This is a genomic window from Paenibacillus alkalitolerans (assembly GCF_016482785.1).
GTDB lineage: Bacteria > Bacillota > Bacilli > Paenibacillales > YIM-B00363 > Paenibacillus_AE > Paenibacillus_AE alkalitolerans.
On the sequence record NZ_JAEMXM010000001.1, the window covers coordinates 876,516 to 895,751 of the forward strand.

At 49.1% G+C, this 19,236-nt stretch carries 20 protein-coding genes and 1 pseudogene; 4 read left to right on the forward strand and 17 right to left on the reverse strand.

Going from position 1 to position 19,236, the window contains the following annotated elements; translation table 11 throughout:
• Positions 1-50: 50 nt before the first annotated feature.
• Together JET16_RS03615 and JET16_RS03620 are read right to left on the reverse strand one after the other, a co-directional pair.
• Positions 51-1,007: an acetylxylan esterase gene (locus tag JET16_RS03615; protein WP_199614201.1), complete on the reverse strand. Its 957-nt coding sequence runs from the start codon at positions 1,005-1,007 to the stop codon at positions 51-53.
• 9 nt (positions 1,008-1,016) lie between these two features.
• Positions 1,017-1,124 (reverse strand): annotated as a pseudogene (locus JET16_RS03620) (SDR family oxidoreductase); the annotation flags it as partial.
• A gap of 312 nt (positions 1,125-1,436) precedes the next feature.
• On the opposite strand from JET16_RS03620, the gene JET16_RS03625 reads away from it, so the two are divergent.
• Both JET16_RS03625 and JET16_RS03630 read left to right on the forward strand, forming a co-directional pair.
• The gene (locus tag JET16_RS03625; RefSeq protein ID WP_233530961.1) at positions 1,437-3,323 is read left to right on the forward strand and encodes an ABC transporter ATP-binding protein; all 1,887 of its coding nucleotides are present in this window, start codon (positions 1,437-1,439) and stop codon (positions 3,321-3,323) included.
• A gap of 100 nt (positions 3,324-3,423) precedes the next feature.
• Positions 3,424-4,074 (forward strand): SGNH/GDSL hydrolase family protein, encoded by a 651-nt coding sequence (locus JET16_RS03630; RefSeq protein WP_199614202.1) that lies wholly within the window; start codon positions 3,424-3,426, stop codon positions 4,072-4,074.
• A 43-nt stretch (positions 4,075-4,117) separates the two neighbouring features.
• Here JET16_RS03630 and JET16_RS03635 read toward each other — a convergent pair whose 3' ends face one another.
• The 6 genes from JET16_RS03635 to JET16_RS03660 form a co-directional block, all read right to left on the reverse strand.
• Positions 4,118-4,894, reverse strand: coding sequence for a thermonuclease family protein (locus JET16_RS03635; protein WP_325176602.1), 777 nt, complete (start codon positions 4,892-4,894; stop codon positions 4,118-4,120).
• On the reverse strand, positions 4,819-5,322 hold the full coding sequence (locus JET16_RS03640; protein WP_325176603.1) for a VOC family protein: 504 nt from the start codon (positions 5,320-5,322) through the stop codon (positions 4,819-4,821). Before JET16_RS03640 ends, JET16_RS03635 begins: the two co-directional genes overlap by 76 nt.
• A 139-nt stretch (positions 5,323-5,461) precedes the next feature.
• Complete coding sequence (locus JET16_RS03645; protein ID WP_199614204.1) at positions 5,462-5,698, reverse strand: hypothetical protein; 237 nt, start codon at positions 5,696-5,698, stop codon at positions 5,462-5,464.
• A 301-nt stretch (positions 5,699-5,999) separates the two neighbouring features.
• Positions 6,000-7,412 carry a sensor histidine kinase gene (locus tag JET16_RS03650; protein ID WP_199614205.1) on the reverse strand — a complete coding sequence of 471 codons (1,413 nt, stop codon included), beginning with the start codon at positions 7,410-7,412 and terminating at the stop codon, positions 6,000-6,002.
• Positions 7,409-8,107, reverse strand: a complete 699-nt coding sequence (locus JET16_RS03655; protein ID WP_199614206.1) for a response regulator transcription factor — start codon at positions 8,105-8,107, stop codon at positions 7,409-7,411. Before JET16_RS03655 ends, JET16_RS03650 begins: the two co-directional genes overlap by 4 nt.
• Before the next feature lie 94 nt (positions 8,108-8,201).
• Complete coding sequence (locus tag JET16_RS03660) at positions 8,202-9,599, reverse strand: MDR family MFS transporter (protein ID WP_199614207.1); 1,398 nt, start codon at positions 9,597-9,599, stop codon at positions 8,202-8,204.
• Between the two features lie 220 nt (positions 9,600-9,819).
• Here JET16_RS03660 and JET16_RS03665 point away from each other — a divergent pair, with 220 nt between their 5' ends.
• Both JET16_RS03665 and JET16_RS03670 read left to right on the forward strand, forming a co-directional pair.
• Positions 9,820-10,662 (forward strand): cell wall hydrolase, encoded by an 843-nt coding sequence (locus JET16_RS03665; RefSeq protein WP_199614208.1) that lies wholly within the window; start codon positions 9,820-9,822, stop codon positions 10,660-10,662.
• A 155-nt stretch (positions 10,663-10,817) separates the two neighbouring features.
• On the forward strand, positions 10,818-11,801 hold the full coding sequence (locus tag JET16_RS03670; RefSeq protein WP_199614209.1) for an aldo/keto reductase: 984 nt from the start codon (positions 10,818-10,820) through the stop codon (positions 11,799-11,801).
• A 69-nt stretch (positions 11,802-11,870) separates the two neighbouring features.
• On the opposite strand, the gene JET16_RS03675 is transcribed toward JET16_RS03670, so the two are convergent.
• The 9 genes from JET16_RS03675 to panD form a co-directional block, all read right to left on the reverse strand.
• Entirely contained in the window at positions 11,871-12,563 is a 693-nt protein-coding gene (locus JET16_RS03675) for a YwaF family protein (RefSeq protein WP_199614210.1), read from the reverse strand.
• A 22-nt stretch (positions 12,564-12,585) separates the two neighbouring features.
• The gene (locus JET16_RS03680; RefSeq protein WP_407673074.1) at positions 12,586-13,539 is read right to left on the reverse strand and encodes a D-2-hydroxyacid dehydrogenase; all 954 of its coding nucleotides are present in this window, start codon (positions 13,537-13,539) and stop codon (positions 12,586-12,588) included.
• Positions 13,540-13,802: 263 nt separating this feature from the next.
• Positions 13,803-13,973, reverse strand: a complete 171-nt coding sequence (locus tag JET16_RS03685; RefSeq protein ID WP_233530962.1) for a hypothetical protein — start codon at positions 13,971-13,973, stop codon at positions 13,803-13,805.
• A gap of 145 nt (positions 13,974-14,118) precedes the next feature.
• A complete protein-coding gene (locus JET16_RS03690) occupies positions 14,119-14,310 on the reverse strand; it encodes a hypothetical protein (protein ID WP_199614213.1) in 192 nt (63 codons plus the stop codon).
• A 363-nt stretch (positions 14,311-14,673) separates the two neighbouring features.
• Complete coding sequence (locus tag JET16_RS03695) at positions 14,674-15,387, reverse strand: DUF421 domain-containing protein (RefSeq protein WP_199614214.1); 714 nt, start codon at positions 15,385-15,387, stop codon at positions 14,674-14,676.
• A 33-nt stretch (positions 15,388-15,420) separates the two neighbouring features.
• A complete protein-coding gene (gene sat / locus JET16_RS03700; protein WP_199614215.1) occupies positions 15,421-16,581 on the reverse strand; it encodes a sulfate adenylyltransferase in 1,161 nt (386 codons plus the stop codon).
• A gap of 14 nt (positions 16,582-16,595) precedes the next feature.
• Positions 16,596-17,813 carry a threonine synthase gene (locus JET16_RS03705; protein WP_199614216.1) on the reverse strand — a complete coding sequence of 406 codons (1,218 nt, stop codon included), beginning with the start codon at positions 17,811-17,813 and terminating at the stop codon, positions 16,596-16,598.
• A gap of 153 nt (positions 17,814-17,966) precedes the next feature.
• Complete coding sequence (locus tag JET16_RS03710) at positions 17,967-18,710, reverse strand: YheC/YheD family protein (protein WP_199614217.1); 744 nt, start codon at positions 18,708-18,710, stop codon at positions 17,967-17,969.
• Positions 18,710-19,099: an aspartate 1-decarboxylase gene (panD, locus tag JET16_RS03715; RefSeq protein WP_199614218.1), complete on the reverse strand. Its 390-nt coding sequence runs from the start codon at positions 19,097-19,099 to the stop codon at positions 18,710-18,712. Before panD ends, JET16_RS03710 begins: the two co-directional genes overlap by 1 nt.
• Positions 19,100-19,236 lie beyond the last annotated feature (137 nt).

Here is a 19,236-nt window from a genome sequence, read left to right on the forward strand (position 1 = left end):
CGTTTCATGTTGTGGCAGGAAACTTATAAATTCTGGCGTTAAGAAACCGGCTAACTGCGTTTCCACTCATCCAAATATTGCATGTGCAGCCTCAACTGATGCTCGCTCACTTCATGCCCGGAAAACGGGTGAATATCGATATGCTTGTTGCCTTCAATCCGATTATAAGCGGCAAAGACCGTCTCCGGCCAACAAACCGTATCTTTTAACGCGACTGACACTCGTGAGGGAATTTGAATGCGGTGAGCAAGGTTCATGATGTCGAAATGAGCCAGCGTGAGCAGCACAGCCTCGAGACGATCCGGGTGACGCTTGATGTAAGTGGCGGCCTCTGTTAAGGACCCGGTGGAATGCATTACGCCGAAATCCATGTGGCACAAGTTGGGAATATCGGCGATGACGAGCGATGCTTTCTTGTTGAGAGCAGATGCGATAAGAGCCGTTCCACCGCCTTGACTGCCGCCCATGACCGCAATTTTATCGGGAAGTATTTCCGGACGCCGGGAAACCCAATCGACCGCCTTTATGGAATCGATCGTCAACGCCATATAATAGCAGCGTTCCTTATGAAGTATATTTTGGGTGATCCAGCCTTTGCTTGCGCCGAAATCGTAATTCAAGCGGTTGCCCGTTTCTCCGCCTTGCCCCCTCATGTCAACCGCAAACACCGCGTAACCGAGCAGCAGCCACGCGGCATACCTCTCGGGCAGACCCTTATCGCCGCTATATCCTTGATATATGACGATGCATGGGTAACGGTCTTGCTTTAAGAAAGCGGGAACTAGATACCAAGCGTGAACCGGCGTATCGTCGAAGCCTTCGTAAGAAACATGATAAGCTTCGACTTCTTTGAGCGGGCTTTCCACTTTTTTCATCTCGTCGAGCATCGGTTTATCCGCAAATGCGGCCAACGTTTCGTCCCAGAACCGGTCTGCCTCGGACGGTTCCAACGTCAGCGGCGGTTTGTAGTTATGCAAATCCTGAATCCGTTTATGTATTGCGTTCATTTGTCCTCCTCAAATTGCAGGCATTACATTCCCGCCGGTAACCGGAATGTATGCGCCTGAAATAAAGCTGGCCAGATCGGACGCCAAGAATGTAACGGCATTCGCAATTTCTTGGTTCGATATTCATACACCAAAACTCCCTTCATATGAAAAATGTTCCCACGTATTACTTCTGAATGATTGCTGTCATTCCTCCAGCTCAAATAAACAATTAAACCTCATTGACCTATTTTTGTAAAACAAAAAATTCAACATAATATGGATTATCCGGTGAAAATATCCGCAGCATGACCTTCCATGGCGTTTATAGCGCCGTTGCGGGAAAATCCGCCCGTTTCCTTCATATACGTACCCGTCCCAAAAATTGTAATGTGCTATCCCCTGCTCTATGATTAACAAGAATTTCAAATGAAGGTGTTGATTTCACGGATGAGTCCCGTTCAAAGGTATTTGGTGTGGGCCAAACCTTACTGGTGGATGATTGCAGTCGTAATCGGATTAGGCGTGCTGCAATTCGCGTCTCCGCTAAGCCAGCCGATTTTTACGCAAATTCTGCTGGATGAAACGCTCGCCGGCAAGGGCGATTGGAGTTTAACGCAAGTGATCGTCGCGATGGCCGCCATCTTCGCGTTCGGTGTCGCAATCAACTTCGCGAGAGGGTACGTAACGGCGGTTCTCGGAAACAAAATGATGATGGACTTACGAGGGCAATTGTACGATCACCTGCAGAAGATGCCGGTCAGCTTCTACGATCAACGGCAAGTCGGCGGCATCTCCTCAAGAGTCATCCACGATATCGGCGGCGCGCAAAACTTGATCGGCGGCGGCATCATCAACCTTGTGCTTGATTTGCTCTTGGTTTTGTTTTCCGGTTTTCTATTGTTCAGGATGGATTCCGTACTGGCGGCGATATCCTTGTGCATACTCCCGCTGTACTATCTCTCTTTCACGAACATGAACGTGCGCATCCGCCTCGCCTGGAGAGCGGTGCACCGCCAGATGGAGCGCATCTCCGGGACTTTGGTGGAACGAATGGCGGGCATACGCATCGTTCAAGCGTTTAATGGTGAAAGACAGGAGAAGCAGCGGTTCAGCAAACAAACGAAGCAGCATTTCCACCACACGGTGTCCGCGCACATATTTTCCAATTTGCTGGGCCGTATGAGCGAGACTCTCGCCCATACGGGGGTCGTAATCATATGGCTCGTTGGCGGAGCATTCGTACTTAACGGTAAGATGACGGCGGGGGAAATTATTGCCTTCCAGCTGTTGTTGGGAAATTTGTACGGTCCCATCCAGCGGTTCGCCGACGTTAACGTCACGATCCAAAATTCGATTACCAACATCGAGCGCATCTTTGAAATGTTCGACGAAAAGCCGGACGTGACCGATTCACCGGACGCGCTGCCCATGCCCGAATGCCGCGGCGATATAAAGTTTGACAATGTAACTTACACGTATCTTTCGCGCAATCTCATTTTCCGAAAAGACAACGGCCGCAGCGATCCCGACTTGATCGAGCGGGAGAAACCTCCGAAGCGGTTCTTTTGGATTCCTGCGAATATCGCGCCTAACCTCCCCGATATCGAATGGGAGGAGCGGACCGGCATCCGTAACATCACCTTCGAGGCGAAAGCCGGCGAAGTCATTGCATTGGTCGGCCCGAGCGGCGCCGGAAAATCGACGCTGATCAACTTGATTCCGCGGTTTTACGATGCCGGGACCGGTTCGGTGTATATCGACGGGCAAGATGTTCGTAATTACAAGATGGAAGATTTACGCCGGCATATCGCGCTTGTCCTGCAGGATAACGTGCTGTTTTCGGGCACGATCAGAGAAAATTTAATATACGGTCGTCCGGATGCCACAATGGAACAAATCGTGGAAGCCGCCCGCGCGGCGAACGCCCACGACTTCATCACCTCGTTTAAAGACGGCTACGACACGATCATCGGCGAGCGGGGCATGAGATTGTCCGGCGGCCAGAAGCAGCGGCTGGCCATCGCCAGAGCATTGTTGAAGGATCCGAAAATATTGATTTTGGACGAAGCGACTTCGGCGTTGGATTCGGAATCGGAAGCGATGGTGACGGAAGCGTTGGAGCGGTTGATGGTCGGCCGGACGACGTTCGTCATCGCGCACCGGTTAGCCACCGTCGTTCGCGCGAATCAAATATTGGTCATCGACGAAGGCCGGATCGTGCAGCAAGGAAGCCACCGCCAACTGCTTCAGGAAGGCGGATTGTACCGAAAATTATATGAACAACAGCTCAAAGCGATGCGCCCGGAGGAAATGAAAATGTTGGCTTCCTCGTAAAAAACGATTTTCCTCGCCTCCGGTCGAAAGGTATTTTAGCTATCGTCTAGAATTCAGTAAATGGTATGACAATACATTATAGTTGGAGGGAATGAAGGCCATGAGACTGGAAACCAATGACAAGCTGTTATTCATCGGAGACTCCATCACGGATTGCGAGAGAAAAAGACCTGTCGGCGAAGGTTTGTTTCAAGCTCTGGGCCACGGATACGTTTCGATCGTTGATGCAATGCTGCATGCGGTCTATCCGGAGCTTGGCATTCGGACGGTGAATATGGGAATCGGCGGAAATACGGTACGCGATTTGAAACACCGTTGGAAATCCGACGTCATAGACTTGAAGCCGGATTGGTTGTCCGTCATGATCGGAATTAACGATGTTTGGCGCCAATACGACCAACCGCAAATAACCGAGTCGCACGTTTATTTGGACGAATACGAAAGTACGTTGCGCTTGCTCGTGCAGCAGGCTCAATCTTTAGTGAAAGGCGTCGTGTTGATGACCCCGTTCTACATCGAAAGCAACCGGGACGATGCGATGAGGGCTACAATGGATCTGTACGGAGAAGCGGTCAAACGAATCTCGGAAGAGTACGGCGCCGTGTTTGTCGACACGCAAGCGGCTTTCAACGAAGTTATGACCTACATTTACCCGGCGACGCTTGCATGGGACCGCGTTCATCCGAATATGACCGGACACATGGTGCTTGCGCGCGCATTCTTGAAAGCAATAGGGATGGAGTGGAAATGACGCTCCATCCCGCTTTTCTTTTCTCGCAAGCGAAAGCGTTGTTCTACTCTTTTATCATCCTGTATCCCGCCGCTGCAGCTTCTTCTTCGGTGCAAAACATTTCTTCGGCTTTTGTTTGATCATAATAACGGCCGCCTGGCATATGGTAAATCTTTTCATTTTTTGAATTAATGTTTCCTTTGATTTTCGGTTCGCCGCATTTGTCGCTTTTAAAATTATTTTCTTGCGGCTCTTCCCATAAACCTTTTTTCTTTTCTCTCGCTTCGCGCTCAACTTCAATAAATTTTTCAGAGAACATTACGTTGGGCGGCACGGTCATCGTATTGGCGTACCCCTCCACAAGAAGCGTCTCGTTATACATTGTATTTTCATTCTCAATGAATATATATCGCAATAACCTTCCGAATCTGTCCTTGTCTCCGGTATCTTGAAACATATACACCTTTTTACCGGATAATCGCTCCCGGCTGAAATTACTCGCTTCTTTTCCGTAATATTCCGCTTTCCCAATGCTTTCCGGGCTGTTTACGCCGATTAGTCTAACCTTATGTCCGGAATCCGTCTCGAAAGTGTCGCCGTCTACGGTTCGCTTAACGGTCGCTATCTCATACTTTTTATCTTTCAATTCAGGATATTTGAAATAAATCCGAGCTGCGAATGCATCCGCATCCATGCCCTGATCGCCAAGTTGTGAACAACCCGTCAATAGGATGGAAACGAATAAGCTGATTAGAAAATATTGTTTCATCTCCGCCTGTCTATCTCCGCATTCAATTCGATAACGTTCCCGTCGGGATCCGTAACGAACACTTGATGCCATCCCGTGATGCTTTTCGGACGGTCGTCATACGCCCAGCCGCAATCGTTCAACCTCTTCAATACCGTATTCATATCTTTGACACGGATCGCGAAATGCCCGTCCATCGAGTCGATCCGCGCCGTTCCGCGCACCGTTCTCGCCTCCGGATGCACGATCAAGTGCAGTTGATTTCCGCCTATCCGGTACCAGGCTCCTGGGAATGGAAAGTTTGGCCGTTCGCCGCTTTCTTGCAGTCCTAAGATTTCACCGTAAAAATGTTTCGCCTTCTCCAAATCGGTAACCGCTACCGCCACGTGATGCAATCCGTCGTACATTTTCACTCCACCCCTTCGCTTTATGCAGGCCTGGGCGTTGATAACGCCGTCTTGCTCCATCGCCATGGAGTTTTGCCGCAATCGTTCCGAAAATTGGTCGTTAAATAAGCTCAACAGAGTCACCTGCTTTTAGTTTGCTATTCCGCTCACTTCATCATAAATTACAACCTGCCCTCATGTCGAACCGTAAGAATAATAAAGAGCTTTGCCGGATATTATCCGGCAAAGCTCTTTATCGGTCGTTCCGATTAAATTATGGACTTGTAGTCTCTGTCGATTCGGTGCTTTCGCCCTCGGGAGCGGTTTCGGTCTCGGTGGAACCTTCTGCACCGCCCTCGGTTCCCGCGTCCGGACTTTCCACGGCCGGCTCGCCGCCAGCTGCAGGATCCTCCAACATAGTATCCTCAGCAGGCTGTCCACCCGAGCAACCCGCCATCAATCCGATCGCCAACAACACACACGACAATACCAAGAACCACTTTTTCCCCACTTGTAACCTCTCCTCTCAAATCTTTGTTTGACTTGCACACTCTTAATGTAAAGCATAAATGTGACCTAACTATGTTCGAAATAAGATTTTTTTTTACCCTAAAATGAAATAATTATGATCATGAAGTCGCGGGAGAAAACCTCACGAATTGTAAAGCTTGTTACCTATTTACAGCATAAACTTTGCCGATCATCGTTCGGCGAACCGTCCTGTTCAACCGCTCAACGGCAGAACGGTTGCAACCGAATAACGAAGAAAAGCCGCGCAACCGCGCGGCTTCTTGCAATATTCCAGATAAGCGTTATCGCCAAGGGATCCGTATATGCACGGTAGTGCCCCGGTTTATTTCGCTTTCCAACGAGATTGTACCGCCGTGCAGCTCGATCAATTCCTTTACGATGGCAAGACCGAGGCCGGTACCAATATTTTCCTTCGAACGCCCGCGGTCAACTTTGAAGAACCGCTCCCATATAAGCTCCTGGTCGCTTTCCGATATGCCGATGCCCGTATCCGACACGGCAAGATGTATCATATCCCTATCCTTGTACGCAGATATTTCGATCTTTCCCTTTTCCGTAAATTTAACCGCGTTCTTGACAATGTTGTTCAAGATTTGCTCGATGCGGATCGGGTCCGCATGAACATTCGGCAGTTCGTCGGCTGTATGAAGCTCGATCGAGACGCCTTTCTCCGACGCTTCGCGTTCAAACTTGAAAGCGATTTTATGCAGCAGCGAAGAGATATCCATCTGCTGCTTCGTCAACACGATCTCGTTATTTTCGAGCCTCGTCAAATCCATAATATCTTCGACGAGCCGCCTCATGTGGATGCACTCGTTATAGATGATTTTATAATATTTTTGGCGTGCCTCCCCATCGATCAAGCCGTCCTGCAGCGCCTCAAGAAATCCTTGTACCGCCGTAAGGGGCGTCCGCAGCTCGTGGGAGACGTTGGCAAGGAAATCCTTGCGGATCTTCTCTTGCTTATCCCGTTCGTAATCGATCGTTTCGAGCTTCTCCGCCATGTTGTTGATCGTCGCCGCCAGCTCGCCGATCTCATTTTTGGCTTCTACGTGGATTCGTTCCTTATAGTCCCCCATTCCTATTTTCGAAACGACTTTATGAATGTTTTGCAGCGGCCGTGAAATCGACCAAGAAATATAATATACCATCACCGCGACCAAGATCATGCCAAGCAAGGTAACCCATAGGATCATCTCCCTGATACGGCTTACCGTCTCGTCGATGTCCTTCACCGATGCATGCAGTACGATGCCGCCGTACATCTCGTTATCGACGCCCCACGGAACGACAGCGGAAAGCGTCGGCTCCGTCAGCCCGTCGAACTTGAGATTTTTAACAACTTCTTCCCCCTGCTTTACCTTGAGGCGAATCGACTGGTCCACGGTTTTCCCGACGTTCACTTCATCTGCCGCTGAAGTCGCAACAATGGTTCCGGTAAGGTCGAATACCCAAATCCTTGCATCAAATGATTGATCGAGAAATATAAGCGTAGCTTTCTCGACTTCGCCGAATTTCTTCACGCCCTGTATCGTCAAGTTCACTTTTTTTGCTTTCCGCAGCAGTTCTTGCTTTTTGGAATCAACAATATAGTCCCTCGTAAAATACGACATGAACAAACCGACAGCGCATAAAGCGAACAAAAAGACAAGAATATAGCTGATGAGCATACCGCGGAAGATGCTTTGATTCATTTGTCCACCTCAAGCTTATAGCCTACTCCCCATACAGTCTTTATGCATTCTCCCTCACGGCCGTTTAATTTCGTCCGGATTTTCTTCACATGCACATCGACCGTTCGAATGTCGCCGATAAAATCGTATCCCCACACTTGCTCAAGCAGCTGCTCCCGGGTGAACACATGGCCAGGCGATTTGGCCAAGAACACCAAAAGATCGAATTCCTTCGGGCGCAAGCTGATCGTTTGTTCGTCGACAATCACTTCCCGGCGGTTTATATTTATCTTTATCCCTTCGAAGCTGAGTTCGTCCGCCGCTTCTTCGCCGGCGTCTTCTTTCTTCGGCTGCATTCTGCGGAAAATCGCCTTGATTCGCGCTGTAAGCTCCCTTGGGCTGAAAGGTTTCGTAACATAGTCGTCGGCACCGAGCTCGAGGCCTAGCACTCTATCGAATTCCTCTCCGCGCGCGGTCAGCATAATAATCGGAATGTCGCATTTCTTTTGAATCTGTCTGCACGCCTCGAAGCCGTCCATTCTAGGCATCATTACATCTAATATAACGATATCGGGTGAGTCCCTTTCCACCGTTTCAACCGCCTCTTGTCCGTCTTTCGCTTCAAACAGCTCGTAGTTTTGTTTATCGAAATAAAGGCGGATGATTTCTCTTACGTTCGGATCATCGTCGGCAATCAATACCTTTAATCGATTCATTACATCACCTCGCAAGTATACGGCTATCATACTATTTTAACATACTGTCCATTTTTGCTATTGGTCCCATTTTACTATTCGTACTTTTCTCCTATCATGAAACAAGATTTCCGCCCGCTTTCCGATTCGGAATCCGGAAGGCTGCGGCGAAGCTGATAACGGCCAGAACAGCTAAGCTGACAAACACGGCGTGCAGCCCGGAGGCAAGAACGTCGGGCGGCACCGCTTCATTAGCCGTGCTTGTGCCCAACCGATGGTTTAGCAGCGTACCGAGAAAAGCGATTCCCAACGTTTGTCCCAGGGTGCGCAAGAACGTATTCGCCGATGTGGCGGCTCCCCGCATATTCCAATCGACGGAGGACTGAACGATCACCGTTATTACCGTTATGGATAATCCAAAGCCGAGGCCGACGGTAAACATGATGAAGACAAGCGCCAAGTTTGGCGTCGACATGCCGATCGTGCTCAAAGCAGCCGCGCCGATACAAACAAACAATAACCCTATTAAGGAAGTCGTTCTCGTGCCGATTCGCGTCATGATTCTGCCGCTGACAATGGCGCCTAACGGCCAACCGATCGACATCGGCGTCAACGTTAATCCGGATGACGATGCGCCAAGGAGAAGGACGCCTTGTATCCACATCGGCAAATATGCCGTCAAACCGATGAGTATGCCGCTTGTCGTAAAGCTGACCGTATTCGAAACGGCCAAATCCGGGATGCGAAACAGCTTTAAAGGCACCATCGGTTCGGGATGGCGCATCTGGATCAACACAAACACGGCAAGAAATAGGAATGCAACGCCAGCAAACCCAAGGATGATTGGAGAGCTCCAAGGCAATTCATGGCCTCCGGTTAATAGTACGTAGAGCAGCGCAGTCATACCGACTGCGAATGTTATCGCACCGCCATAGTCGATCCGGCGGCGTTTCTTCTCCAGGTTTTCCTTGAAATAAACAGAAATAATGAAGATGGACACGATGCCGAACGGCACATTAATGAAGAAGATCCAATGCCAGGACAAATAATCCGTGAAAAATCCGCCGACAAGCGGGCCGAATATTCCGGCGATTCCCCATACGGAGCTCAGCATGCCTTGCACTTTGGCGCGCTGTTCGAAAGTAAACAGGTCGCCGATAATGGTAAACGTAACGGGAATGACGGCACCGGCGCCGAGGCCTTGCAGCGCGCGAAAGGCGATCAGCTGATGCATGTTTTGCGAGAAACCGCACAGGACGGAGCCGGCGACAAACAATGAAGTGCCGACGATGAACACGATTTTCCTTCCGAACAGATCGGACAGCTTGCCGAAAATCGGCGTCATGATGGCGGAGGTGAGCAAATAGACCGCGAACACCCAGCTCATCAGCTCAAAACCGCCTAACTTGTCGACAATAGCCGGCATTGCCGTACTGACTATCGTCACTTCAATCGCCGAAAGAAATGTGGCGATCAGCAGAGCCATCGTGACCATGCTTTTTCTCTTTTCCATAGTGCGCCTTCTTTCCTATCGGGTATGACCTCTGCATTTCCCGTGTAAAGTCTCCAATAACAGTAACATGAAATGTCAATTAGTTCTATTTAAAAAATTCATTTGTTTCATATGCCAAGTTTTGGAGGGTTCAATCCGAACGGTTTAGCGTTTATTATTTATAAGAGTAGTTTATAAGCTGCTGATTAAGAAAGATTATGTTGTGGAAGGAGCCGTTGTATTGAATAGAGTTTTTTGTAAGCTGCTGCCTTTATTACTTTCTCTAATAATGATCATTGGAGTTATCGCACCACCGTCTGCCGCTGCGGCGGGAATCATTTTTTCGATTAATGGAATCAATTCACCTACGTCTTACATTATGAAGGACGGAAGATTGACGGTGCCCGCGGCATACTTTCGGGAAATGGGAGTTTCCGTGAATTGGAACGAGGAAAATCAAGCCGTTGTTCTAAAGCGCGGGGAAGTCGCTATATCATTGCCGACAGGAACCAAATATGCTTATTATTTAAGCGGTTCGCAGTGGGTAAAGGAAACGCTGGATACCGCAACAAAGGATAAGACGAACGGCACCTACATACCGCTCCGGTACGCGGTTGAAAAGTTAGGGATGAAAATTACGTATTTGCCTCAATCATCAAAGATTTTTATTAAGACGGAGAACTTTGCCACACTTGCGGCTCTTTCCGACGAGGGCATCCGATGGCTGTACAAATTGACGGAAGCGGAAGCCGGCGGTGAAAGCCGTAAAGGAAAAATCGCAGTTGCTGCGACAGTGCTGAACCGTATGGAAAGTCCCGAATATCCGAATAATATGAAGGACGTTATATTTCATATCGTAGAAGTTAACGGTAAGCAATATTACCAATATTCTCCCGTGTTGGACGGAAGAATTTACGACGCCGATCCGAGCCAAGATACGATTGATGCGGTTAACGAGGCATTGGAAGGGAAAGATCCGACCGGCGGAGCGTTAACGTTCTTCAATCCCGACAAAACGGACAATCAATGGGTGCGCAGCCGCCCCGTCAGCACAACCATAGGAAACCACGTTTTTGCAAATTAATAAAAAGGAGTGCGAGAACCGTTGCCGGATCGCACTCCTTTTCACTTTCACCATCTTTACGAGTATATGCCAGCACAGCTCTGTCATCGAACAATAACCTATACCAACGATTCGTTATGATATACAATAATAGCATCTTGAAAGGAGGAATCGAATTGAAGTACACAAATCTTGGTCGTACCGGCTTGAAAGTGAGCAGGCTTTGTTTGGGAACGATGAACTTCGGCGTGGACACCGATGAACAAGAAGCGTTCCGCATTATGGACGCCGCGATAGATGCGGGCATCAATTTCTTTGACACCGCCAATATTTACGGCTGGGGAAAAAATTCCGGACGGACGGAGGAAATCATCGGCCGCTGGTTCAAACTCGGTGGCGGAAGACGCGAAAAGACCGTTCTGGCAACCAAAGTATACGGGGAAATGCACAATCCGGTAGACGGACCCAACGATGTTCGCGGCTTATCCGCTTACAAGATACGCCGGCACTTGGACGACTCGCTCCGCCGCATGCAGACGGATTACATAGAACTGTACCAAATGCATCATGTCGACCGTTCCGTCAGTTGGGACGAATTGTGGGAAGCGTTCGAAGTTGCCGTCCATCAAGGCAAGATCGGTTATGTGGGCTCCAGCAACTTCGCCGGTTGGGACTTGGTGAAAGCTCAATATGAAGCGAAGAAACGGAATTTTTTCGGGCTCGTATCCGAACAACATAAATACAGCTTGCTTTGCCGGCTTCCGGAACTCGAAGTGCTGCCTGCCGCCGAACACTTGGGTATCGGCGTCGTAGCATGGAGTCCTCTTGACGGCGGAGTGCTCGGAGGTTCCGCGTTAAGCTCCAAGCCCGGCAGCCGCACCGCGAAGCAAGGAGCCGAACGGATAGAACGCTTGCGCCCTACTCTTGAAGCGTTCTCCGCTTTGTGCACAGAACTCGGCGAATCCGAAGCCAACGTCGCGTTGGCCTGGACGCTGACGCATCCGGCCATGACGGCGCCGATTATCGGGCCGCGTACGCTGGAGCAGTTGGAGCAGGCGCTGTGCGCCACTGAAATCACCTTGGACGAACCTACATTGAAACGGTTGGACGAACTGTTCCCGGGTCCGGGCGGCGCCGCACCGAAAGCATACGCTTGGTAATAGCATATCGATAGAAACAAGGGATGTCTCGAATGTCACCGATGATGGCTGAGAAACATCCCTTGTTTCTTATCCCCGGCGGAACATCCGGTAACAATAATCGACACCTTTAACTGTCCCGAGCAAAAGGAAGCATAACGCAAGCGCTACGATTTCCAATTGTACGATATACCATGGCCAAGGAGCCAGAAAGTCCAATAGCGATGCCGTCGGCGGCTTGCGTGCAAGAAACATGAAATTATACCCGGTGACGGTGTTGGCTGTAGCCGCTGGTATAGCCAACACATTTAACCATAACATCGCGCGAAACACGGATTTAGCTGTGGGGCGAAATCCTTCGGCCGCAGTCATGTAAACACTGGCGGCAATGATGGCAATGTGTGCGCCGAAGAAATGGAAATATCGAAAACTCGGGAACGATTCCGTCAAATACGGGGTGAGCAGCGCCTGAAAAGCTCCAAGAATGCCGAGAAAGAACGTCACCTCGTACAATGTGCGGTTTCTTGTAATCAGAACGGCCGCCGACAGCCACAATGTCACGGTACAGAGCTGGAACGGCAGCGCAAACCATCCCCATTGATCGGTTATCGTGTACCAAACGTACAGGGATGCCTCGGAAGCAACCAACAGGCCGGCAAGCCCGTACCTGAACTTCTTGCTTTTCAATGAAGTCCGGAATAACGCGATTAAGACGACGGAAACCACAGCAACCGTCAAACCGGCGAGATGGGGTGAGGAAAAGAAAACAAACCGTTCCGGCATGCCGATCACCAATTGTTCGGTGTTAATAATTTTTATCTTTCTCCACCCGGTTGAGGGAAGGCTGTTTTCCTGAAGTATAATCCGCAAGATTCGTTATAAAGATGTCCATGGCGCGATCATGATAATGCTCCGTCGATCCGGAAGTATGCGGTGTAACAATAACGTTCTCCATTTCCCACAGCGGGTGCTCCGCAGGAAGAGGTTCCTCCTCGAATACATCCAACCCTGCCCCAGCCAGTTGACCGCTCCTTAAAGCGTTCACGAGCGCATTCGTGTCCACGGTGCCGCCTCTCCCGATATTGATAAAGAATGCCGTCCGTTTCATCGCTTCGAACTCCCGGGACCCGAACATGTGCCGGGTTTGTTCGGTCAGCGGTATCGTGACGACGATATAATCGCACTGCGGCAGCATCTCAAGCAGCTGATCGATCGTGTACATGACGTCTACGTCGGAAACCGGTTCGCCTGAGCGCCGTACTCCCAACACTCTCATGCCGAACGCTTTAGCGATCCGCGCCGTTTCCTTGCCGATGGAACCGACACCGACAATGCCGACCGTTTTTCCGTGCATCTCCAGTTTTAAGCCGGAATGATCCCACTTCTTTTGCATCTGGTTTCGGATGTAGATATGGATTTGCCTCGTCAAAGACAACATCATTCCGAATATCGTTTCGGAAATCGGATACGGATGTACTCCGCTTGCGCCTGTTATGATAACCTCTTTCTCGTGAAGCTTCTGTAACGGAAGATGATCCACGCCCGCACCCCAGTTTTGCAGCCACTTCATCTTCGCCTGCGGAGAAAGCAGCGCATCTTCCGCGTCCGCTCGCCAGCCGACTACTATCTCAGCTTCTTGCAGCGATTGTTCCCATTGTGCGCGGTCTTTCCCGTAAATCACATGCCAACCCGGCGCTGTCTCTCGAATACGGTCTATGTAGCTGTCTTTCAAATTCATTAGTATGACGATCTTAGACATCATGGCGCTCTCCTCTCAATCCCGACTATTTGAATCACTGCGTTCTTTCGCGTCGCATTCCAAACATATTACTCCTCCATCGCTAAGTGCGACGCCTTCGAGAAACCCATTGTCACAGTATACGGTTTTGCCGCATCGACGGCACGAATCTACCGGTTCTTTCATTCTACCAAATCCTTGTTCTAAAATTCCGGACTTAAGAAAAATACGGGAAACGTCTTGACGTTTCCCGGCAAACATACGCCTTGCCATTTGTAATTATTCTATTGCGGTTGTTCATCTTCTTCACGCTCATCGTATTTATTAATATGCGCCGTAATGGCTTCTACAGCCTCGTCGACGTCGGTGCTTGCAGCAACCGTCTTCACTTCGTCTTCCGTTTTATCCAGAAAATTTTGTTGATCCGCGCGAATGGCATCCAAACTGTTGCTCAATGACAAGCCTCCTTTCCATCGCATAACCGGCGGTTACGATTTTTGCAGCCACGCATGTAGCATTCGCCGTGCTGACGGAAAGTATTCCATAAAATGTATCTCGCATTAGAAAAAGGACATGTCGGCCGGACATGTCCTTTGAGCGTTAGTTAACCTGTTTGCGAACGGATGAAACAGTGATTTCAAACTTCCATAAAGTGATCGCAAACATTTTGCAGCGGATTGATTTTTTCATCTTATTAACTGCTTGCAGCTGCGCCGTCCGAAGCACCGCCGCGTTCAATTCGGCTTGTTGTTCGGCGGACAGCTTCTCCGCCACATAACTGATTAATTCCATCGATATTCACCTTCGTTTTCTTGTTTTATTAAAGAACTTTACGAGCATATTGGACAACGTCATAACATTCATATTAGGTTTCAAAGTAATTGTGCGCATAGTTTGGCGAATCGCTCCCTTCCGTATAAAAAATAGAAAAGCCACGGCGAACGAAGTTCACCGTGGCTTGGTACCATGCGTAATTATGAACGCGCAATTACAACATCGGCGCTCCTGGGTACGATGGAACCGGATGAACAGAAGAAAGTGTGTTCAATTGTGTAGTGAGTACGAATTGTTTCAACATGTTCCATCACCCCTTTCAATAAATTTTGGTATTCCTTGGGATCCCTCAATAACTATATTCCATGAACAGGTTTGTTGTCAACCATTATTTGCATTCGATCCCGGTTGCTCTACTACGAATACGGTGTCTCCTTCCGTCCATTCGGCGTAGAGCACTTCTTCAGGTGTTTTATAACCTTGTTTATTTAACTCGTTAAATAGCCATGCCGTGTTTTTATTGTATTCCTTCAACGAGTTCTCCATAATTTTTCCGTCCAGAATGAATACAATTGGCGGCGGAGCTTTCTTCGGAGTGATTTCCGCATCCCGGAGCGTAACGTTGGAATACTGAGCCTTCTTTAGTACGCTGATGCTTCCGTTCGGTTCAAGCATGGCGTACTCAACTTCTTTGAGCGAAAATACGTCTTTTTGCCTTAGCAAGCTTAACAGTTCGTTCAAATCCAAATTGTTCTTCTTGAGTACCTGCATGTCGATTTTACTTTGTTTAATAATAATTTGCCCAAGGCCGTCCAACGCTTTTCTGGCCTTATACCACCTTATTGTCACTTTATCGACAACGACAATAAACGCCGCCCACACCGCGATCGTATAAATCATTCGAAGCGAATTTGCTTCCTTCTCGTACAAGGTGTTTCCTACAAGCTCGGACAAGACGATCGCGGAAATGAAATCAAAAGTAGTCAGTTTTTTTATTTGTCTGCGCCCGATGAGTTTCGTAATTACGAAAAGCGAAATGAAACCGACGGCAAGTTTGACGGCCAGATGAAAATAAATTTCGTACAGTGAGATCACGTCCTTGTTGAAACATCGAACTTTAGTATGCCCTCAGCCGTACTTTTTCACTCCATCGATGAGGATCTTGGCAACTTCCGGACGCGTAAATTCAGGGGGCGGACTTTTTCCTTCTTTCAGCAGCTGTCTCACCTTCGTTCCGGACAAGTGAAGGTGATCCGATATATCGTGCGGACATGTTTTCCTCGAGGCCATATTGCCGCACTTCTTGCAGTAAAAGGCGTGCTCGAAAAACAGCGTCGTTATTCCGATTTCTTCATAAGAAAATTGACTGAAAATATGCTGCGACTCGTACGTCCCGTAATAATTTCCAACTCCGGCATGGTCTCTGCCTACAATGAAATGGGTGCACCCGTAATTTTTGCGCACGATTGCGTGAAAGATGGCTTCCCTCGGCCCCGCATAGCGCATTGCGGCGGGAAAGACCGCCAGTAGCACCCGATCTTTGGGATAATAATGATCAAGAATGGCCGAATAGCTTGCCATCCGGACTTCCGCCGGAATGTCGTCAGATTTGGTTTCACCGACAAGCGGATGAAGCAGCAGTGCGTCGACAATTTCGAGAGCGCATTTTTGAATATATTCATGCGCGCGGTGGATCGGATTTCTTGTTTGGAATGCGCAGACGCTTCTCCAGCCCTTCTCTTCGAACAAATCCCTCGTTTCCTTGGGGTCCAAATAATATTGCGCGAACCGCTTATCCATTGCACGGTTAACAACCTGAACGGGACCGCCAATATAAGTGGAAGGGCGTTGAAATAATTTTCGGACTCCCGGATGGTTCATGTCGGTTGTTTTATAAACCTGTTGGGCTTCTTTGCGCGGATCGGCTTTATAGATGCATTCAATATCAATAATTGCGTATATGATTCCGTCATCATCCCCGACAAGAGCGGCCTGCCGTCCGACCGTCAACGATCCGGCATCCGATTCGTTAACCGGAAGGGTGACCGGAATGCTCCAAACAACTCCGTCCGCTAACCTCATATCGTTCATTACGGTTACATAATCGCTTTCATTTAAAAAGCCGGTTAGAGGCGAATACGCTCCGACTCCGATCAGATGAATATCGGATATCGTCCATGCATCGACTTTAATTTTCGGCAGCGAGTTTGCCAGCATCAGCAATTGCTCTCTTGTCTCTCCAACGGCTAAACGGTTCACCAAAGCCCCGCCGTGCGGCAATACGGACATCTCGTTACACCTACTTAATGTACAATTTGTTGGCGACAGCCTACCCATTCCCGATACGACTTGACGATCGGCAAGCTGTTGCTGTTCCAAGGCAAATATTTTATGGAATGGGATGTGTTAAACAGAACGACTTCGTCTGTCGGAAGAATGAATTTCCAGTCGATCAACCGGAGCAAAGCGGCCCATGTCGCCGCTCCCTCCGGCGAAGCCGATATTCCCCTCTTTCCGAGCGACCGCTGCGCCTGCACAATTTCTTCGCTTGAAACGGCAACCGCGGTTCCCCCGGACTCCAGCAAAATGGAAACCACCAATTGACCGTCCGGCGGATTAGGCACTCTCATCCCGGTGGGGCACGAGTTCACAGCTCCATTTTGCGGCATAAAATTGCCGCTGTTCTCTATTGCATCGACAAGCGGCTGACAGCCTTGTTCCTGAACGCTGACCATCCGCGGTAGCTTACCGTGGATAAAACCTAATTCCTTTAATTGCAAAAAGGCGTTCCACATCCCGATAATTCCCGAACCGCCGCCCGTCGGATAAATAATCACGTCCGGCATTTTCCAACGAAGCTGCTCCGCAATTTCCAAGCCCATCGTCTTCTTGCCCTCGACTCTCCCAGGCTCTTGCAGCGTACCGACATTGTACCAGCCTTGCTCATTCTCTCCTTCCTTGACGATCCGGCCGGCGTCGTGAATGTATCCGTCCACCAAGAACGTGTTCGCTCCGTAATCTACGCATTCCTTGACGATCAGCCCGGGACAATCTCGCGGAACAAATACATACGCCTCCATCCCGGCATACGCGGCATATGCGGCTAAGGCGGATGCGGCATTGCCGTTGGAATTTACCGCAACCTTACGGATGCCGAATTCGTTGGCAACGGATATCGCCGCGGAAAATCCCCTGGACTTAAAGCTTCCCGTCGGATTTTGCTCTTCTCTTTTGACCCACACCTTCCCCTTTGGCAATATTCCCTTCGTGTCTTTTAACGGAATTAGCGGGGTCCAGCCTTCTCCCAAGGAGATAATGCAATCCTTATTCTGTACCGGCAAAAGCTCGGCATATCGCCACATCGTAGTCTGTCGATACATTAGATTTTCTTTATTCAAGGTACGTCCAATCCGCTCCAAGTCGTACGTAACCAAGAGGGTTCCTCCACACTTGCACGAGTTCGCCTTTAAGTCGAAAGGAATCTGTTTCCCGCAGCTTTTACATGTTAATAAGAATCTCATGCGCCACCCTCCTGTCGTTGCTTTTCCTTCTTCAAGTTATACACTCGTGATAAAAACGGAAACGGTATCCGTCCAAATCGTCGACAATTGGATGCGGGAAACATGAAAAAAAGCACCTCCTATCAGGAAGCGCTTGGGTTGATGCAATGCGTGTTATCGGTTTTTTCTTTTGTATGACATAATGGTGCGGTACATCGATTTATTTTTCAGCTTAAGGAACAATGATACAGCCGGGGCGAAATTCGGTTCGATAATCCACACTTTCCCGTCCCGATCTATACCGACATCCAAACCCACAATGCGGAACCGGTAAAAATTGCCCAATCGATTTGCTGCCGATAAAGCGATACGATCAATTTGCGGTAAAAGTACGGAATTGTTTCTCTTTGTTATATTGGATAATCTCAGAGCGGTTTCAACCGGGAGCACCTTGCCGCGGCTGCGCGCGACATTGGTGATGATGTATCCTTTACCCGCGACCTTAGCAAGCTTCCCTGTCACTTTCCACGGCGAGCCGGTTCTCTTTTGCACCATGACCCTTAGGTCAAAAGGACGGCCGTTTATTGTGGCCAGGGGGATGCGGCGTTGAATGATATAGGAGGCGCGCTTCATCTTGCTCTTCAAATAATCATTCGCACGTTGTTCGCCGACAAATGTTTTTTGGCTGCTTCCGTAATGTATTTTGTATATGTTGTCTTCAACTCTGGATACTTGAATAACGCCGGCTCCTCCGTAACCGTTGACCGGTTTTACGATTACTTTGCCGTACCTATGGACATATTCCCACAAATTATCGCGTGAAAAGGTTCGGGTTGGGGGCAATGCGGAAGAAAGTTCGGAGGACCCTCGCAAAATTTTATGTTTCTTCCACTTGCTTCCAGACAACTTGGAGGTCACTATTCCTCATCCTCTTTTTGAAATATGCGGTAAACCTCGACCCGGGTGATTCGATTTTCGGCATCGACGAACACAACTCTTGGCTCCAGCCGTTTGATTTCATCCTCCGAATGCGATCCCATGCTGAGAATAATGACCAGATCCCCCGGTTGAAACAGATGGGCGGGCGGACCGTTCAAACATATTTTTCCGGAGCCTTCGGGACCGGGAAGCGCATAGGTTTTCCATCTCGCAGCATTTCTGAGGCTCGTGATCTGAACCATTTCATACGGAAGGATGTTTGCTTCACGCATGAGAAGAGAATCGATTGTAATGCTGCCTACATAGTTTAAATCCGCCTCCGTTACGGTGGCTCTATGGATTTTGCCCTTACACATCAATCTTTCCATTTACGAACCTCACTCTAAGCGATAGTAATTAACATCAATGTATGTTTCCGTCCCGAGTTTCGCTTCCGCTAGTACCCACGAATGAAAAAAGCGCCCTTGGCATATAACCAAAGGCGCTTTCTCGTTGTTGGCTTGGC

Excerpts from the sequence above, each read along its gene's own strand:
- JET16_RS03615 (WP_199614201.1), bottom strand. The coding sequence starts at position 1,007 with ATGAACGCAATACATAAACGGATTCAGGATTTGCATAACTACAAACCG.
- JET16_RS03625 (WP_233530961.1), top strand. The coding sequence starts at position 1,437 with ATGAGTCCCGTTCAAAGGTATTTGGTGTGGGCCAAACCTTACTGGTGG.
- JET16_RS03630 (WP_199614202.1), top strand. The coding sequence starts at position 3,424 with ATGAGACTGGAAACCAATGACAAGCTGTTATTCATCGGAGACTCCATC.
- JET16_RS03635 (WP_325176602.1), bottom strand. The coding sequence starts at position 4,894 with ATGGCATCAAGTGTTCGTTACGGATCCCGACGGGAACGTTATCGAATT.
- JET16_RS03650 (WP_199614205.1), bottom strand. The coding sequence starts at position 7,412 with ATGAATCAAAGCATCTTCCGCGGTATGCTCATCAGCTATATTCTTGTC.
- JET16_RS03655 (WP_199614206.1), bottom strand. The coding sequence starts at position 8,107 with ATGAATCGATTAAAGGTATTGATTGCCGACGATGATCCGAACGTAAGA.
- JET16_RS03660 (WP_199614207.1), bottom strand. The coding sequence starts at position 9,599 with ATGGAAAAGAGAAAAAGCATGGTCACGATGGCTCTGCTGATCGCCACA.
- JET16_RS03675 (WP_199614210.1), bottom strand. The coding sequence starts at position 12,563 with ATGCCGGAACGGTTTGTTTTCTTTTCCTCACCCCATCTCGCCGGTTTG.
- JET16_RS03680 (WP_407673074.1), bottom strand. The coding sequence starts at position 13,539 with ATGTCTAAGATCGTCATACTAATGAATTTGAAAGACAGCTACATAGAC.
- JET16_RS03690 (WP_199614213.1), bottom strand. The coding sequence starts at position 14,310 with ATGGAATTAATCAGTTATGTGGCGGAGAAGCTGTCCGCCGAACAACAA.
- sat (WP_199614215.1), bottom strand. The coding sequence starts at position 16,581 with ATGTCCGTATTGCCGCACGGCGGGGCTTTGGTGAACCGTTTAGCCGTT.
- JET16_RS03705 (WP_199614216.1), bottom strand. The coding sequence starts at position 17,813 with ATGAGATTCTTATTAACATGTAAAAGCTGCGGGAAACAGATTCCTTTC.
- panD (WP_199614218.1), bottom strand. The coding sequence starts at position 19,099 with ATGGAAAGATTGATGTGTAAGGGCAAAATCCATAGAGCCACCGTAACG.